This window comes from Fontimonas sp. FW305-C-3, from assembly GCF_058783185.1.
This window is the reverse complement of record NZ_JBYSYK010000003.1, coordinates 836,466-853,599: the sequence shown is the minus strand read 5'-3', so window position 1 is coordinate 853,599 and position 17,134 is coordinate 836,466. Positions and strand designations below refer to the sequence as shown.

Annotated in this window: 17 protein-coding genes; 10 read left to right on the top strand and 7 right to left on the bottom strand. The window is 65.4% G+C overall.

The features are described from left to right. Positions 1–58: 58 nt before the first annotated feature. Positions 59–2,059, top strand: coding sequence for an autotransporter outer membrane beta-barrel domain-containing protein (locus tag AC3WUF_RS15385; RefSeq protein WP_492427116.1), 2,001 nt, complete (start codon positions 59–61; stop codon positions 2,057–2,059). 67 nt (positions 2,060–2,126) lie between these two features. Here AC3WUF_RS15385 and AC3WUF_RS15380 read toward each other — a convergent pair whose 3' ends face one another. Beyond that, positions 2,127–2,453: a hypothetical protein gene (locus AC3WUF_RS15380; RefSeq protein WP_492427114.1), complete on the bottom strand. Its 327-nt coding sequence runs from the start codon at positions 2,451–2,453 to the stop codon at positions 2,127–2,129. A gap of 180 nt (positions 2,454–2,633) precedes the next feature. Between AC3WUF_RS15380 and ald the strand changes: the two genes are divergently transcribed. Next, on the top strand, positions 2,634–3,752 hold the full coding sequence (gene ald / locus AC3WUF_RS15375) for an alanine dehydrogenase (RefSeq protein WP_492427112.1): 1,119 nt from the start codon (positions 2,634–2,636) through the stop codon (positions 3,750–3,752). 83 nt (positions 3,753–3,835) lie between these two features. Continuing rightward, complete coding sequence (locus AC3WUF_RS15370) at positions 3,836–3,958, top strand: hypothetical protein (RefSeq protein ID WP_492427110.1); 123 nt, start codon at positions 3,836–3,838, stop codon at positions 3,956–3,958. A 3-nt stretch (positions 3,959–3,961) separates the two neighbouring features. On the opposite strand, the gene nth is transcribed toward AC3WUF_RS15370, so the two are convergent. The 5 genes from nth to metG are packed head-to-tail and all read right to left on the bottom strand — an operon-like array spanning position 3,962 to position 8,990. Continuing rightward, complete coding sequence (gene nth / locus AC3WUF_RS15365) at positions 3,962–4,621, bottom strand: endonuclease III (protein WP_492427108.1); 660 nt, start codon at positions 4,619–4,621, stop codon at positions 3,962–3,964. After that, positions 4,618–6,036: an RnfABCDGE type electron transport complex subunit D gene (locus AC3WUF_RS15360; RefSeq protein WP_492427106.1), complete on the bottom strand. Its 1,419-nt coding sequence runs from the start codon at positions 6,034–6,036 to the stop codon at positions 4,618–4,620. Before AC3WUF_RS15360 ends, nth begins: the two co-directional genes overlap by 4 nt. Then, on the bottom strand, positions 6,033–6,707 hold the full coding sequence (locus AC3WUF_RS15355; RefSeq protein ID WP_492427104.1) for an RnfABCDGE type electron transport complex subunit B: 675 nt from the start codon (positions 6,705–6,707) through the stop codon (positions 6,033–6,035). Before AC3WUF_RS15355 ends, AC3WUF_RS15360 begins: the two co-directional genes overlap by 4 nt. Further along, positions 6,707–6,937, bottom strand: a complete 231-nt coding sequence (locus tag AC3WUF_RS15350; protein ID WP_492427102.1) for a hypothetical protein — start codon at positions 6,935–6,937, stop codon at positions 6,707–6,709. Before AC3WUF_RS15350 ends, AC3WUF_RS15355 begins: the two co-directional genes overlap by 1 nt. A gap of 4 nt (positions 6,938–6,941) precedes the next feature. Continuing rightward, complete coding sequence (gene metG / locus AC3WUF_RS15345; protein WP_492427100.1) at positions 6,942–8,990, bottom strand: methionine--tRNA ligase; 2,049 nt, start codon at positions 8,988–8,990, stop codon at positions 6,942–6,944. A gap of 400 nt (positions 8,991–9,390) precedes the next feature. Between metG and AC3WUF_RS15340 the strand changes: the two genes are divergently transcribed. The 7 genes from AC3WUF_RS15340 to AC3WUF_RS15310 all read left to right on the top strand — a co-directional run bounded on the left by AC3WUF_RS15340 (position 9,391) and on the right by AC3WUF_RS15310 (position 15,942). Next, positions 9,391–10,620: a S8 family peptidase gene (locus tag AC3WUF_RS15340; RefSeq protein WP_492427098.1), complete on the top strand. Its 1,230-nt coding sequence runs from the start codon at positions 9,391–9,393 to the stop codon at positions 10,618–10,620. A 95-nt stretch (positions 10,621–10,715) separates the two neighbouring features. Next, positions 10,716–11,807 carry an iron-sulfur cluster carrier protein ApbC gene (apbC, locus tag AC3WUF_RS15335; RefSeq protein ID WP_492427096.1) on the top strand — a complete coding sequence of 364 codons (1,092 nt, stop codon included), beginning with the start codon at positions 10,716–10,718 and terminating at the stop codon, positions 11,805–11,807. A 55-nt stretch (positions 11,808–11,862) separates the two neighbouring features. Then, positions 11,863–12,426 (top strand): dCTP deaminase, encoded by a 564-nt coding sequence (gene dcd / locus AC3WUF_RS15330; protein WP_492427094.1) that lies wholly within the window; start codon positions 11,863–11,865, stop codon positions 12,424–12,426. Positions 12,427–12,485: 59 nt separating this feature from the next. After that, positions 12,486–12,860: a glycine zipper family protein gene (locus AC3WUF_RS15325; protein WP_492427092.1), complete on the top strand. Its 375-nt coding sequence runs from the start codon at positions 12,486–12,488 to the stop codon at positions 12,858–12,860. 5 nt (positions 12,861–12,865) lie between these two features. Then, positions 12,866–14,596, top strand: a complete 1,731-nt coding sequence (locus AC3WUF_RS15320; protein ID WP_492427090.1) for an alkyl sulfatase dimerization domain-containing protein — start codon at positions 12,866–12,868, stop codon at positions 14,594–14,596. Between the two features lie 99 nt (positions 14,597–14,695). Further along, complete coding sequence (locus AC3WUF_RS15315) at positions 14,696–15,547, top strand: SDR family NAD(P)-dependent oxidoreductase (RefSeq protein ID WP_492427088.1); 852 nt, start codon at positions 14,696–14,698, stop codon at positions 15,545–15,547. Next, positions 15,544–15,942, top strand: coding sequence for a hypothetical protein (locus tag AC3WUF_RS15310; protein WP_492427086.1), 399 nt, complete (start codon positions 15,544–15,546; stop codon positions 15,940–15,942). Before AC3WUF_RS15315 ends, AC3WUF_RS15310 begins: the two co-directional genes overlap by 4 nt. A gap of 61 nt (positions 15,943–16,003) precedes the next feature. On the opposite strand, the gene AC3WUF_RS15305 is transcribed toward AC3WUF_RS15310, so the two are convergent. Then, the gene (locus tag AC3WUF_RS15305) at positions 16,004–17,083 is read right to left on the bottom strand and encodes an MBL fold metallo-hydrolase (protein ID WP_492427084.1); all 1,080 of its coding nucleotides are present in this window, start codon (positions 17,081–17,083) and stop codon (positions 16,004–16,006) included. Positions 17,084–17,134 lie beyond the last annotated feature (51 nt).

The following is a 17,134-nucleotide window of genomic DNA, read 5'->3' as shown; positions in this document are numbered from 1 at the left end:
GCATCCGATGACATTCGTTGACTTTTGCCGCGGGGGACTTGCGGCAGGTGAGAGGCCCATGGCTAACACGCGTTCCTGGTCGTTGATTGCTGCTGCGTTTGCGGCCCTGGTTTTGACCGCCTGCGGTGGCGAGGCCACGTTAGGGGGAGGCACGACCGGCGGCACGCTGGGCGGAACTACGGGTGGAGACCCCGAGCCGGTCGCAGCGACGGTCACCTTGCTGTCTAGTGCCAGCAGCCTGCCTTCAAGCGCCGACACTTCGACTGAGGGCGTCACGATCACTGCGCTGGTGCGCGACAGTGCCAACCGACTGCTGAGCGGGGTAACGGTCGAATTCGATGCCAGCCTTGGGGCGTTGCAAGTGGTCAGCGGAACGACGGACGACACCGGCGCTGCGACCGCAATCCTGACGACCGGAGGCGATCCGCGGAATCAGGACATCACCGTCACCGCGAAAGCTGGCAGCGCAACGCGCTCGATCGCCATTCCGGTGACGGGTACCCGTATCGACACCACCGGACCGCTGACGATTGGCTCTGGGGACCAGGAAAAATTCGTAGCGACTCTCCTCGACGCCGCCAGCGGGCCGATTCCCAATCAGGCCACTACGGTTACGTCGCTGGATCTCGGCAATCCCATCACCTTCGTCGGTAATCGTTCGACCACAAACGCGGACGGCAAGATCGAGTTTGTCTATACCGGCGCCGTGGGTGGCGACGACCGCATCGAGATCAGCAGCGTCGGTGTAACACGCATCGTCGAGGTCGCCGTTTCCGATCTCAAGCTGGAATTCCAGAATCCATCGCCGCCGCCGGCGCCGCGTCCCGAAGTCTTGTTCAGCTCGGCATTCGATACGCAGGTGGCCGTCCGCCTGACCGAGGACGGACAGTCGGTGCGCGATCGTGCGATCACGTTCTCGATTACCCGTGGTTTGATCCGCAATGCAGCAGGTGTCGAGGGCAAGACGGTCTCCGCGACGACGGATGCCAATGGCCGGGCCACCGTTTCGATTCGCGCGAGCGGCACCGGCAGTGCCGGCGGGGCCGTCATCTCGGCGACTGCGGGCAACGATGTCTCCGCGTCCTTGCCGATTGAGTTCGTCGCGACGACGCCGGCGGCGATCACCCTGCAGTCCGATCCATCCGTCGTTCCGATCAACGGGACCGGAACGATCCGTGCGGTTGTCCGCGATGCGAACAACAATCTGGTGAAGAACCAGCGCGTCAACTTCGCGCTGTCCGATCCGACCGGTGGTTCACTGTCGGCGGCATTTGCGATCACCGACAGCCTCGGCTCGGCAAGCGTCACCTACAGTGCCACGGCGACCTCCAGCGCGGTCGAGGGCGTTGAGGTGACGGGCACGCTGAATGCGGCGCCGACGATCTCGGCCGATACCACGCTAACGGTCGGCAATCAGGCACTGCGTATCGTGCTGGGTACCGGCAACGAGATCGCCGAACCTTCGGCGACGACCTATGCCATGCCGTGGGTCGCCATCGTCACGGATGCCGCCGGCAATCCGCCGCCGAAGAACACGGTGTTCCGGATTTCGCTGGAACCGGTGAGCTACCAGAAGGGCATTTATATTTGGAACGGCGAACTGTGGGTCGCGAATTACACGATCGACCCGCTCGTTGAGGTCGCGTCGCCGCTGCTGCCGACGCCGCCGCTCTTTGGATGTATCAATGAGGATGTGCCGGGTAATGGAACCGACGGGCGCAAGGGCAACGGTATTCTGGATGCGGGCGAGGATTTCAATGGCAACGGCATTCTCGATCCAGGCGGTGTCGCAGTGGTTCAGGGCACGCCGACGCTGAACGAGGACGGCACGGCGTTCTTCGATATCACGTATCCGCAGACCCATGGCAACTGGGTGCAGATCCGCCTGCGCGCCGAAGCGGTCGTGGCGGGTACCGAGTCGCTGGAAATCGCCGACTTCGTGCTGCCGGTGCTGGCGGACGATGTCAGCGACGAGGGCGTTGCGCCGCCGGGCTTCCGCTACGTGAACGCCATTGGCAGTCCGTACGGCACCAGTTCCAGCTGTGCCAACCCGAACTGAGCTGAGTTTCGTCTGCTGAAGTTTCGATCACGCCCTGCCGGCACCACCGGCAGGGCGTTTTTCTTTGTCAGCGACGCAGCATCGCCGCAAACATGAACTGCCCGATGCCAAAGATCAGCGACACCAGGCCGATGCCGAAGCGGGTCTGAACCTTCTGCTGCTCCTGTTTGATCTCGCCTTCGACCTCGGCGCGCACCATGCGGCGCAGGCGTTCGAGTTCTTCTCCTTGCGGCTGCAGATGCGGCCCGCGGCGCTGCAGGTCCAGCCGCAGGTTGAGTTCGGCCGAGACATCGATGTCCGACGGGCTGTACTTCGGCAGCTGGTACCACTCGATGCCGTAATAGCCGATCAGGCCCAGGCCCAAGGCGACCATGAAGGCCGGAATTGTCGACATCGGGCGGGGTGCTGTTCGCATGGTTTCCGGCGTGCAGGTGCTTGAAGAAGTTGCCGATTGTACGCATGCCGGTGCCGCGGAAGCGCGCCGACGAATGCGCGGCCTCTAGGGGAAATCCATGAGGCGAGCGTTCATTTTCGCGTGTGATACTGAATTTCCAATCGGTCGCGGAACAAGCTCATGCGCATCGGCACGCCCAAGGAAATCAAGAACCACGAGTATCGCGTCGGCCTGACGCCGGCCGGTGTCCGTGAACTGGTCGCACACGGTCACGAGGTGCTGATCGAAACGCGCGCCGGCCTGGGCATCGGCCTGACCGACGAGCAATACATCGCCGCCGGCGCGAAGATCGCGCCCGATGCGGCCAGCGTGTTCGGCAGCGCGGACATGATCGTCAAGGTCAAGGAACCACAGCCGGTCGAGTGCGCCATGCTGCGGCCCGGGCAGGTGCTGTTCACCTACCTGCACCTCGCGCCGGATCCGGAACAGGCCAAGGCGTTGATGGGCTCCGGCAGCATCGCAATCGCCTACGAAACGGTGACCGATCACGCCGGCGGCTTGCCGCTGCTGGCACCGATGAGCGAGGTTGCGGGGCGCATGTCGATCCAGGCCGGCGCGCATGCGATGGAAAAGGCGCAGGGCGGCAATGGTGTGCTGCTCGGCGGCGTGCCGGGCGTGCCGGCCGCGGATGTGGTCATCATCGGCGGCGGCGTGGTCGGTTACAACGCCGCGCGTATCGCGATCGGCATGGGCGCGCGGGTGACGATCCTCGATCGCTCGCTGGCGCGGCTCAACTGGCTCGACAGCGTGTTCGAGAACCGGGCGACGACCTTGTACTCGACGCGCGACGCCGTCGAGACCAGCGTGCACAAGGCGGACCTGATCATCGGTGCCGTGCTCGTGCCCGGCGCTGCCGCGCCCAAGCTGGTGACGCGCGACATGCTCAAGTCGATTCCCAATGGCACGGTGATGGTCGACGTCGCGATCGACCAGGGCGGTTGCTTCGAGACCTCGCATGCGACGACGCACCAGGACCCGACCTATGTCATCGACGGCATCGTTCACTATTGCGTTGCCAACATGCCCGGCGGCGTCGCCCGTACGTCGACATTCGCACTGACCAACGCCACGCTGCCGCATGTGCTCGCACTCGCCGACAAGGGCAGCCGGCAAGCGTTGACGGATGACGCCAACCTGCGCGCGGGGCTCAACGTCTACAAGGGCGCGATCACTTATCAGGCCGTCGCCGAAGCGCTCGGTCACCCTTATCTGCCCGCGCTGAAGGCGCTGGCGAACTGAGTTCCACTCCAGCACTGGCGTCGGATCTGAGCTCACTGTCCGGGGCTTGTAGCCCGGATGCAATCCGGGATGTTGCGCTATCGGTGAGCGCGATCCCGGGTTGCACCCGGGCTACTCACGTCTACAGGGTTGCGATCACCTATCAGGCCGTCGCTGAAGCGCTGCGTCATCCTTATCTGCCTGCGTTGAAGGCGCTGGCGAGCTAAGCACTATTCGATAACCGGCGCCGGGTCTGGGCTCGGCGTCTTCTGCCTGAACTCACAGAGGTCGACGATGCTGCAACGCCAACACTCCGGCTTGCGTGCCTTGCAGACGTAGCGGCCATGCAGGATCAGCCAGTGATGTGCATCGCGCGCGAACTCGGCAGGCGTGAACTTCACGAGTCTGTCTTCCACCGCGCGAACATTGGCGCCCGGCGCGAGGCCGGTGCGGTTCGCGACGCGGAAGATATGCGTATCGACCGCAATCGTGGCTTCACCAAACGCGGTGTTCAACACGACATTCGCGGTCTTGCGGCCCACGCCGGGGAGCGCTTCCAGGGCTTCGCGTGACCGCGGCACTTCGCTGTCATGCTGCTCGATCAGCGCTTTGCAAAGGCCGATGACATTCTTCGCCTTGGTCTGATAAAGGCCGATCGTCTTGATGTATTCACGCAGGCGGGTCTCGCCGAGCGCAAAAATCGCCTCCGGCGTATTCGCGACGGGAAACAGGCGCGCAGTGGCCTTGTTGACGCCGACGTCGGTGGCTTGCGCGGACAGCACGACGGCCACCAGCAGCTCGAACGGCGACGAGTAGTGCAGTTCCGTCGTCGGCGTCGGATTGGCTGCGCGCAGACGCGTGTAGATAGCGTGGCGTTTGGCTGGATTCATGGCGTGGGTGAATTGTCGCGATGCGCGGCGAAGTATTCCAGTGAGCGCTGAACCGCAGTGCTGACCGCGTGGGCACTGACCGTTGCGCCGCTGAGCTGATCGACCGCCGCATCGTCCAGAGAACGGCCGCTGAAGCCGAGAATCCAGGGATCGCGCGCCGCTTCGATGCGATCGCCAATGCCGCGGGTTTCGTCGTGATGCAGGACGCGCACGCTGATGATGCGTCCATCGCGATGGATCGCGGTCAGGACATCGACCTCGCCGGCGTAGCCTTCGGTCTGTGTGCGCAAAATCACGCCGTAAGGCGCGTCGTTCTGCTCGAGGCGATACAGCTTCAGCGCGCCAAGCGGCGAATCCTGGACGGTCTCGAAGCCAGCGACAGTGCCGTCACCGACGCCCAGTTCGGCGAGATCGGGCAGCGTGTTGGCGCGATGTCGCTCGATGAGCAGCGCAGTTAGCGTTGCCAGCGCTGCAAGCGACAGCGCCGCGCCAAGCAATGGCCAGCGCGGTCGCGAGGGCATCGTCCAACGATCGAGTGCTGGCGCGGCGGCATTGAGCAGCAGCACCGCGAACGCGATGCCGTCCGGGTACGCGCCCCAGCTGCGCACCGCATAGACCGTCGCACCGATGCCCAGGCCGTAAGCAAGTCGAGCCTTTGCAGTGCGCGGACTCGATGGCGGCGCCGTCGCGATGAAGAACGCCGCGAGCATCGTGCTGCCGGAGAACAGGTGAAACAACGGCGAGGGATGCCGGCTCGTATCGCCCGCCCAGAACAGCAGCGCCGGTAACGCGACGCCGGCGACGACGCCCAGCGGAATCTGCCAGGGCAATAACCGTCGCTGCAGCAGCCAGAGTCCGCCGGCGAGAAATGCCAGATTGATCCAGGCCTCGCCGTGCTCATGCAGGCTCGTGCCTGCAAAGATTTCGCCGAGCGTGCGCTCCAGATGCAGTTCGGTGCGGACGTGATCGAGCAGCGTTGCCGAGGACAGGCCATCGATGGCGGGCAGCCAGCTTGTCATTGCCTGCGGCACACAGAGCAGAATCAGGGCCAAGCCCACCATGGCCGGGTTGAACGGGCTGGCGCCATGGGATGCCAACAGATGTTTACCGATGGCAATCGCCAGGACGGCGCCGAGTAGCGGCAGCCACCAGGGACCCTGTGCCGGCAGTGCCAGGCCGAGCAGCAAGCCGCTCAGCAAAGCATTGCCATCGCCCAACGCGTTGCGCAGTTGCTGCATGGTGGCGCGTGTGCGGATGCGCAGGCAGATGAACTCGACGGCGACGCAAGCTGCCGCGCAAAGAAGCAGATTCAGCAAGGTGCCGGAGCCGAAGACGACGGTTTGCGCGATGACGCCGGGGACGAGTGCGAGCAACAGCGAGCGCATCGCCGCTGTGCTGCCAGTGTTCGGATTCAAGCGCCCTGGTCCGGGGTCGATGCCTTCCTGGCGCGGGCACGGGCGAGCGCTGCGGTCACCGGATCGACGGCCGGCGCGGCCAGGTCTGTCGCCGCTCCCTGATTCAGCAGCTCACGTCGCCGCCGGCGCGCGGCCTCGGCTGCTTCGGCGTCGCGCTGCAGGCGTGCGCCACGGGCGAGATAGCGTCCGCGCGAGCGGTCGGCAAAGGCGCGCTCTTCTTGTTCGCCGGCGAGCGCAGTGACCGACTCGATCACGATGCAATCCACCGGGCAGGGGGGCAGGCACAGATCGCAGCCGGTGCAATGCGCGCGGATGACCGTGTGCATCAGCTGGTTGGCGCCGACAATCGCATCGACCGGGCAGGCCTGGATGCACTTGGTGCAGCCGATGCAGCGGGCTTCGTCGATGCGCACGATCGTCGTCGCGGTCTTCGGCACACCGTTGGCCGGATTCATCGGCAGCACCGCACGGCCGAGCAGCGCCGCCAGTCTCGCGATACCGCGCTCGCCACCCGGCGGGCACTGGTTGATTTCGGCACTGCCTTCGGCAATCGCCGTCGCATAAGGCATGCAGCCGTTGTAGCCGCATTGTCCGCATTGGGTCTGCGGCAGCTCTCGGTCGATGCGGGCTGCACGCTCGGCAAGCGCGGTGTTGTCGGTCTGCGCCTGCATCAGCCAAGAATTCCGAGCAGCACCAGCAGGATCAAGCCTGCCGCGCCCAGCAGCGCCGGCAGGCTTTGCAGGCGTTCCTGCAAGGCGGCGAGCACCGGTGTGCCCAGCAGAAAAAGGGCCGCGGCACTCACGCCCGCGGACAGCGGTGACAGGCCGCTGAACAGGCTCGCGGTCAATGCCAGCAGCGCCGCCATCAACACCGGAACCCTGCGTGCGGAGACGGCGCGCATCGGTTTACTTCACCTTGCTGCCCGGCTGCAGGTTCTTGTCCGGCGACAGCACGGACAGGCCGGACTCGTCGCTGCCGGCGAGCACCATGCCCTCGGACATGCCGAACTTCATCTTGCGCGGCGCGAGATTGGCGACCATCAGCACGAAGCGACCGAGCAGCTGCTCCGGCGCGTAGTGCGCCTTGATGCCGGCGAAGACCTGACGCTGACCCAGTTCGCCCAGATCGAGCTGCAGGCGCAGCAGCTTGTCGGCGCCCTCGACATGTTCGGCAGCCGCGACGCGCGCGATGCGCAGGTCGACCTTCATGAAGTCCTCGAGCGAAATCGTCGCGGCATCCGTTGCAGCCACCGGTGCCGCGGCTTCCGCCTTCGCAGGCTTGGCCGGTGCAGCAACGGCTGTGGCAGCGGCTGGAGCCGTCGCGGCCTCCTCGGCGAGCATCGCAGTCACCGCCGCTGCCTCGACGCGCGTCGCCAGCGGTGCGTAGACGCGGATCGGGTGATCGAGCAAGGGCTGGCCGAGGTCCGCCCAGACCAGCGGCTCGACGCCGAGGAAGCTCTCGGCCTGCGCGGCAATGCCCGGCAGGATCGGCTTGAGCAGCAGCGTCAGCTGGCGGAACAGGTTGAGGAAGGTCGTGCAGACCTGATGCAGCGCCTCGGCCTGCGCCGGATCCTTGGCCATTGTCCAGGGCGCGAGCTGCTGGATCTGCGCATTGGCCTCGTCGGCCATCAGCATGATTTCGCGCACGGCGGCGGCGTATTCGCCGGCCTCGAACAGCGCTGCAAGCGCATCCGATTTCGCGGCAAAGCGATCGAACAGCGTGCGATCGTGCAGCTGCAGCGCCAGGCGTCCGCCGAAGCGCTTCTCGATGAAGCCGGCGCAGCGGCTGGCGATGTTGACGTACTTGCCGACCAGGTCGCTGTTGATGCGGTTGCCGAAGTCCTCGAGATTCAGATCGAGGTCGTCGACACCGGCGCCGAGCTTGGCGGCGAGGTAGTAGCGCAGGTACTCGGGCTGCAGATGATTGAGATAGGTGCGCGCACGGATGAACGTGCCGCGCGACTTCGACATCTTCGCGCCGTTGATCGTCAGGTAGCCGTTGACGTGCAGCTTGGTCGGCGTGCGGTGGCCGGAACCGTGCAGCATGGCCGGCCAGAACAGGCCGTGGAAATTGACGATGTCCTTGCCGATGAAGTGATGCAGCTCGCTCGTCGCGCCGGCGCTCCAGTATTCGTCGAAGTCGATCGCTTTCTTCTTCGCCAGCGCCGCAAAGCTCGCCATGTAGCCGATCGGCGCATCGAGCCAGACGTAGAAGAACTTGCCCGGCGCGTCGGGAATCGCGAAGCCGAAGTAGGGCGCGTCGCGCGAGATGTCCCAGTCGCGCAGGCCGGCGTCGAACCATTCGCGCAGCTTGGCCTTGACCGCCGGGTTGGCGACGTCGTTGGCGAGCCAGTCCTGCAGCAGCGCCTGGAACTTGCCGACCTCGAAGAAGTAGTGCTCGGAGTCCTGCAGCACCGGTGTCGCGCCGGACACGACCGAACGCGGATTCTTCAGGTCGGTCGGCGCGTAGGCGGCGCCGCAGACTTCGCAGTTGTCGCCGTACTGATCGGCGCTGCCGCATTTCGGGCATTCGCCCTTGATGTAGCGGTCCGGCAGGAACATCTGCTTGGTCGGATCGAACAGCTGCTTGATCGTACGCCGGGCGATCGCGCCGCCGTCGCGCAGGCGCGTGTAGATGCGCTCGGACAGTTGGCGATTTTCTTCCGAGTGCGTCGAGTGGTAGTGATCGAAGGCCACGCCGAAGTCGGCGAAGTCGCGCTCATGCTCGGCACGGATCGCATCAATGAAGGCTTCGGGCGTAACGCCGGCCTTCTCGGCGGCGAGCATGATCGGCGTGCCATGCGCATCGTCGGCGCAGACGTAGTGCGCCGTGTTGCCCTGCATGCGCTGGTAGCGCACCCAGATATCGGCCTGGACATAACCCACCATGTGGCCGAGATGCAGCGGGCCGTTGGCGTAGGGCAGTGCGTTGGTGACCAGGATCTTGCGGGACATGGCTAAGTATTCGTTGGGTTTCGACTGACAGAACCGCAAATTATCGCACGCGGCCTATGGTGAACCGTCGCAAAAAGTGGACTCGCGCAGCCCTGAATGCCAAGGGGTGCTGCTCGGGGCTTTCGCAGGTGGGCGCAGCGGCCAATATACCCCCCATATGGGGGGAATTTTTGCGCGACTTCTAGGTAAAAACCACCAGGAACTTGTCAGGCGCGACCTACAAAAATGCGGAAAAGGCGCCGCTAAATCAGTGACATGCCGTTGGGCACGGAAAATCCCCGTTGCTTAGTTACTGGGACGAAACATAGCTTCGGGCCGTCGGTGCCGGAGGCAGGGGACGGATCCTCGCCGGAGTTCCGGTGCGTCGACGTAAACCTAGATAGAAGGGGACCCCCACACAATGTTTACGACCAAGAAGCTGCTTGCCGGCCTGGCTGCAGTTGCGGTGACGATGGGCCTGTCGATCGGCTCCGCATCCGCAGCCGCACCGAACCTGATCAAGAACCAGTACATCGTCGTGTTGAAGTCGCCGCTGGCCGGCAGTCCTGAATCGCGCCTGGGCATCAGCGGCCTGGTGCAGTCGGTGCTCGCCGTCGTCGGCGGCGGTGAAGTGGTGGCTCAGTACGAGCACGCGTTGACCGGCTTCACGGTGCGCATGACGGCGTCGCAGGCGGCCGCGCTGGCCAAGCTGCCGCTGGTCAAGCTCGTCGAGCAGGATCAGATCGTCAGCGCGTCGGCGACGCAGACCGGCGCAACCTGGGGTCTGGATCGCATCGACCAGCGCAACCTGCCGCTCAACGGCACCTATGTCTACGCCGATCAGGCGGGCGCCGGCGTGCGCGTCTATGTGATCGACACCGGCCTGAATGCCGCGCATACCGACTTCGCGGGTCGTGTCGAAGCGGGCCGCAACTTCGCGCCGAACACCAACGGCAGCATCCTGTGCCAGCTGCTGGGCCTGGGTTGCCCGGCGCCGGTCGCAACCAACACGACCGATTGCAACGGCCACGGCACGCACGTTGCCGGCACGGCGGTCGGCACGACCTACGGCGTCGCCAAGGCGGCCAAGGTGATTCCGGTGCGCGTGCTCGGCTGCAACGGCAGCGGTGCGAATTCCGGCGTCATCGCCGGCGTCGACTGGGTGACGGCCAATGCACAGCTGCCGGCTGTGGCGAACATGTCGCTCGGCGGTGGTGATTCGCCGGCGCTGGACACGGCGGTGCAGAACGCGATTGCCGCAGGCGTCAGCTTCGCGGTGGCCGCCGGCAACGACAACGCCAACGCCTGCACGGGTTCGCCGAACAAGGTGCCGGAGGCGATCACGGTCGGTGCGACGATGAACACCGACGCCCGCTCGTCGTTCTCCAACTTCGGCGCCTGCGTCGACATCTTCGCGCCGGGCACCGACATCACGTCGACCTGGTACACCAGCAATACAGCCACCAACACCATCAGCGGCACCTCGATGGCCTCGCCGCACGTGGCGGGCGCTGCTGCGCTGGTGCTCGGTGCCGATCCGTCGGCCTCGCCGGATGAAGTCGTCGATGCGCTGGTCGGCGCCGCGACCCTGGGCAAGGTGACCAACCCGGGCACCGGTTCGCCGAACACGCTGCTGTACACCGGTCAGTAAGACCGGGCTGGCTCAAAACCGGAACGGCGGACTTCGGTCCGCCGTTTTTTGTTGCGGCGGGCTAAACTGCGCGCCCACCGTATGACCCCGCGACCATGCCGCTGACCCGTCAGAACCTGCTCGATGCCCTGGAACAATTCGTCGATCCGCTGATCGGCAAGGGCCTGGTGGCCGCGGACACGATCCAGCGCGCGGAACTCAGCGGTGATGGTGTCGATGTCGCGCTGGAACTGGCCTTTCCGATCGCCAGCTATGCGGCGGACTTCGCCTCGCGCCTGAACCAGCATCTGCTGCGCAGCCTGAGCCTCAACGAGTCGGCTCCGGTCAATATCCATCTGTCCTGGAACGTCAGCGCACAGGCGGTGCAAAACAACCTCAAGCCGCTGCCGCAGATCCGCAACATCATCGCGGTGGCGAGCGGCAAGGGTGGCGTCGGCAAGTCGACGGTCACCGCCAATCTGGCCCTCGCGCTGCACGCCGAAGGCGCGCGCGTCGGCATCCTCGACGCCGACATCTACGGCCCGAGCCAGCCGCGCATGCTCGGCACCGATGCGCGGCCGACGTCGCCGGACGGCAAGAACATGAATCCCATCGTCGCCCACGGCATCCAGGCGATGAGCATCGGATTCCTGATCGACGAAGAACAGCCGATGATCTGGCGCGGGCCGATGGTCATTCAAGCACTCAATCAGCTGCTCGGCGAAACGCGCTGGAACGATCTCGACTATCTGATCATCGATCTGCCGCCAGGCACGGGCGATATCCAGCTGTCGCTGTCGCAGCGCATCCCGGTCAGCGGTGCGGTCATTGTCACGACGCCGCAGGACATCGCGCTGCTCGATGCGCGCAAGGGCCTGCAGATGTTCCGCAAGGTCGAAGTGCCGGTGCTCGGCATCGTCGAGAACATGGCCTGGCACGAGTGCTCGAATTGCGGCCATCACGAAGCGATCTTCGGCAGTGCCGGCGGTGCGCGCATGGCCGAGCAGTACGGGGTGGAACTGCTCGGGCAGCTGCCGCTCGATATCCGCATCCGCGAGCAGTCGGACAGCGGCACGCCGACCGTCGTCGCCCAGCCGGATTCCGACATCGCGCTGCGCTACCGCGACATCGCGCGCAAGACCGCGGCGCGCCTGGCCTACGGCACGCCGCTGGCCGATTCGCCGCAGATCGTGATCTCGGACGACTGATCGGGTCGACCCTCATGAACCTTCAACATCTCCGAAAAACTGGCGACGCCGGACTATGAGCATCAAAGCTGACAAGTGGATACGCCGCATGGCGGCGCAGGGCATGATCGAGCCGTTCGAGGCCGGTCAGGTGCGGCATGTCGACGGCCACAAGATCGTTTCCTACGGCACGTCGAGCTACGGCTACGACGTGCGCTGCGCGAACGAGTTCAAGATCTTCACCAATATCAATTCGACGATCGTCGATCCGAAGAACTTCGACGAGAAATCCTTCGTCGACGTCAAGGCGGATGTCTGCATCATTCCGCCGAATTCGTTTGCGCTCGCGCGCACGGTCGAATACTTCCGCATTCCGCGCAGCACGCTGGTCGTCTGCCTGGGCAAGAGCACGTACGCGCGCTGCGGCATTATCGTCAACGTCACGCCGCTGGAGCCGGAGTGGGAGGGCCACGTCACGCTGGAGTTCTCCAATACGACGCCGCTGCCGGCAAAGATCTACGCCAACGAAGGCGTTGCGCAGATGTTGTTCTACGAATCCGACGAGATCTGCGAGACCTCGTACAAGGATCGCGGTGGCAAGTACCAGGGTCAGACCGGCGTGACGCTGCCGAAAACCTGATCGGCGCGTCGTGGTAGGTCGTGGTATTTTCCAAGGACCCCTGTAGAGCCGGAGGTCCCATGCCTCAGCTGAAGATTTCCCTGGCAGCGGCCGTCGCCCTGATCGGCGCGCTTGCGCTGGTGGGTTGCGCCAGCGACGGTCCCATCATCGACACGCAGAACACCGACATGGTCCGCTACGAGCAGGACCTCGCCCAATGCCGGGCTTACGGCGATCAGGTCGCTACCGGCAAGCAGGCGGGTGCCGGGGCCGTCGGTGGCGCCGCAGTCGGCGCCGTGCTCGGCGCCATCGTCGGCAATAGCGGCACGGTCGCCCGAGGTGCCGGCGTCGGCGGTGTGCTCGGCGGCGCGCGCGGCGCAACGCAGGGCGCCAGCGAGCGGGAAGCCGTCGTCAAGAACTGCCTGCGCGGCCGCGGTTATCGCGTCCTGAACTGAGCACCATGCGTCTGAATTCTGCCGCAGCCTTGGGGCTGCTTTCGCTGTTGCTGGCTGCCTGCAATCGACCTGCGGTTGAACCGACTGCTTCGGTCACCTCACCCGACGCCCTGCGCGCGCATGGCGCGGAGTTCCAACGCGGCGTCTTCAAGGTCGCGGACGGCGTGCATGTCGCGATCGGCTACGGCATCGCCAACTCGATCATGCTCGAAGGCGGCGATGGCCTGATCATCGTCGACACGATGGAGACCGAGCAGAGCGCGCAGGCCGTGCTCGCCGAGTTCCGCAAGATCTCCGACAAGCCGGTCAAGGCGCTGATCTACACGCACTCGCATCCGGATCACATTGGCGGTGCGAAGGTGTTCGCCGACGGCAATGCCGATGTCGCGGTCTACGCGCAGCGCGGCGTGGTCCGCAACATGGAGAAGACCTCGATCGAACTGCAGACGGCGATCACGCGACGTTCGCTGCGCATGTACGGCGCGAAGCTGCCGCCGGAGGAAATGGTCAACGTCGGCGTCGGCCCCGAGCTGGATCTGCACGAGGGCAGCACGATCAGCATGCTGCGGCCGACGCGCGAGTTCGACGAGCGCTTGGAGGACACGGTCGCCGGTATCCATTTCGAACTCGTCCATGCGCCCGGCGAGACCGAAGACCATCTGTACGTCTGGCTGCCGGAGCGGCGCATCCTGCTGCCGGGCGACAATCTCTACAAGGCGTTCCCGAACCTCTACACGATCCGCGGTACGTCCTACCGCGATCCGCGCCTGTGGGCCGATTCGATCGACCGGATGCGCGCGCTCAAGGCCGAGATCGTCGTGCCGAGCCACACGCGGCCGCTGCAGGGCGAGCAGCTGATCGATGCCACGCTGACCGACTATCGCGACGGCATCCGCTATCTCTACGACCAGACCCTGCGCATGATCAATCTCGGTCTGACGCCGGATGAGATCGCGGCGCGGATCAAGCTGCCGCCGCATCTGGCCGCCTCGCCCTATCTGCAGGAGTTCTACGGCAAGCCGTCGTGGTCGGCACGCAACATCTACAGCGGCAACCTCGGCTGGTTCAACGGCGATGCAGCGACGCTGCAGCCCTTGCCGCCGATGGAGCAGGCCCGGAAGCTGGCGAAGCTCGCCGGTGGTCTCGATGCGCTGGCGCGCCAGACCGAGGAAGCCGAAGCCGCCGGCGATCATCAATGGGCGCTGGAACTGTCGAGCGCCGTGCTGCGCCTGCAGCCCGGGCATGTCGCCGTCAAGCAGGCACGGATTGCCGCGTTGCGTGCGCTGGGCGAGGCAGAGGCCAATCCGAACGCACGGCATTGGTATCTGATGTCGGCGCGCGAACTGGCCGGCGAGTTCACGCTGCCCAAGCGCATCGTCGTGCCGACGCCGGAGATGCTCGCGCAGATGCCGCTGTCGCGAATGTTCGACGGGCTCGCGGTACATCTCGATGCCGAAGCTGCTGCGGAAACGGTGATCGCGGTCGGATTCGAATTCACCGACAGCCCGGAGCGCTACACCTACCTGATCCGTCGCGGCGCGAGCGAGGTCGTGCCTGAGTTGCGGCCGGACGCGGACATCGTCGTGCGGGTTTCCGCGCAGGCCTTCAAGGAGATGCTGGCGCAGGTGCGCAACCCAGCCGTCAGCCTGCTGCGCGACTTTGAAGTCACGACCGGCAGCAAGCTCGAGTTCGCAAAATTCATGCGCCTGTTCCAGAGCGACGACACCCCATCCTGACGCCGCTGCGTTCGCTCTCGCCGGCACGATGCTCAAATATTGACATGATGTAAATAAAGATCATCTAATGCCCGTCATCTGGTCATATTGGGGATGGGCTTGAGCGGGCAGTTCACAGGCAAGTTGTGCGTCGTCACCGGCGGGTCCAGCGGCATCGGCCTGGCGATTGCGGAATTGCTGGCGCGGCAGCAGGCGCGCCTGCTGCTCGTCGCCCGCGATGAAGCGATGCTGGCGTCCGCCGCGGAGCGCTTGCGGGGGCTGGGCGCCACGGAGGTCGAAACGCTCAGCGCCGACGTCGCCAGCGACGAACAGATGCAGGCGCTCGCGCCGGCGATCAAGCGTCTGGCACCCGCCGCCGATCTGGTCATCAACTGCGCCGGGATCGTCAGCGCCGGCAATGTGCAGGAAGTGCCGCTCGAGGAATGGCGGCGCCTGCACGACATCAATGTGCTCGGCGTCGTCCGCGTGCTGCAGGCGACGCTGCCGGACATGCTCGCGCGTGCGGCACGCGGCGAGGGTGGCGGGCATGTCGTCAACATCGCATCGGCGGCGGGCCTCGTCGGTTTCACCGGGCTTGGCGCCTATGGGGCAACCAAGGCGGCGGTTGTCGGATTTGGAGAGAGCCTGCGCGGCGAGCTGCATGGCAGCGGCATCGGCGTGACGACCGTGTGTCCAGGCTTCGTCAAGACGCCCATCGCCGGCAAGCTGCGCCTGTTCGGCAGCATGGACACGCCGCGCACGCGGCGCTTCATCGACAACTGGTTCGAGCGTAACGATCTCGAGGCGGAGACCGTCGCCCGCAAGGCGCTCGACGGCGTGCGGCGCAATCGCCGCCTGGTCGTCGTCGGCCGCGATGCGCGATCGGGTTACTGGACCAAGCGCCTGTCGCCGGCCGTACTGGAATATTTCATGGCCCGCATGACGGGCCGCAATCGTGGAGCATCGTCATGACCGCAACCTCTTCGCCCGCCGCCAGCAAGCTGCTGCGCATCTGCGCCGTTTCATTCCGCTGGGCCGGCCTCGGTTTCCTCGCGCTCGCCGCAGCGTATCTCGCCGGTGCCGCGCTGAAGCTGCCGCTCGACAGCCTTGGTTACTATCTCGCCGCGTTCTGCGGCTGCCTGATGTTCGGTCTTGGCCGCGTGCTGGGCGATGCGCTGAGCGGCGCGACGACGTCGAAGTTGCTGCTGTCGCTGGCACTGACGCTGTTGTTGTTCGCGGCGATGCGCGTGGCCTTCTTCCTGCTCAACACGACGATGCGCGAACTCGTCGGCCCGGCCCTGATCGGCGAGATCGTCCTGTTCGGCGGTCTGGGGATCGCGATGCTGGTGCTGCGCAAGCGCGTTTAACGCCGGCCTGGCCGGCGGGATACGCTGCGCGCTTTCCCGCCTTCCGAGGCTGCGCCGAGGCTCAGCGCAGCTGACTGATCTTCGCCGCGCCGCCAGCGAGCGGGATCTCGATCAGCATGCCGTCGCGTGCAAGCGCGACGCCGTCCTTGCGCACCTCCGAGACGCCGCGCAAGAAGATGCGCTCGAGGAAGCGGTTCGCCGGCGGCGGCGTCAGGTGAACCATCAGCAACAGCGGCACGCCGGCTTCGTTGGCGCTCTGCGCCGCTTCGACCGGGCTCGTGTGATAGTCCGGAATGTCGCCGAAGACCTTGTGCATGCGCTGCAGGCCCAGCTCTCCTGCGGTGGCGCGCAGGCGCGCGACCAGTTCCTGGTTCTGCGCCTCATGGACCAGCAGGTCCGCGCCTTTCGCGGCGGCAATCAGATGGGCGTCCTTGATCGTGTCGCCGCTGATCACCAGAGAACGTCCCTTGTAGTCGAAGCGGTAGCCGACGGACGGCGAGATCGGCGCATGGCTGACGGCGAACACGCTGACCTTCAGATCGCCGTCTTCCAGAAAGGTCGTCGGGCTGCCGTCGCTGGACAGCGCCAGCGTCTGCGCCTGCATCTGCCCCTTCGCGAGGTCGAGCAGCTCGGCGCCGTGATGCGCGACGCGATAGCCGTTGTCGAGCGCGTAGGCCTCGCTGTAGCCGGCGACGACGCGACTGACGCCTTCCGGTCCATAGACCTGCAGCGGTGCAGGGCGACCGGCGACCCAGGTCTGCATGTTGAACTCGCCAAGATCGCCGATGTGGTCGGAGTGGAAGTGCGTGAACATCACGCCGCCGATCCGCTCACCGGGGATGCGCAGCAGCGCCAGCCGGTTCCAGGAGCCGGGTCCGGTATCCACGGCGTAGAACTTGCCGCCTGCAATCACCGCCAGGCATGGCCGCGCGCGGTCTTCCGACGGAAACGGCGATGAGCTGCCGCAAACCAGCAGACGCAGCGCGTCATCGGCGAACAGTGCCTGGCGCTTGCTGTTGTCCATCTGCTTGCGGATCGCGCGATCGACGAGGCGGTCCTGCAGCGGCGGATAACTCAGCGCGCCGGCCCCGACTGCGGCGACTGCAATCGTGGCGAATGCCAGCTTGACGATACGTTTCATGACAGCTCCCCCGTCATTTACAATATTGACACAGTGTAAAGTATAGTTCGC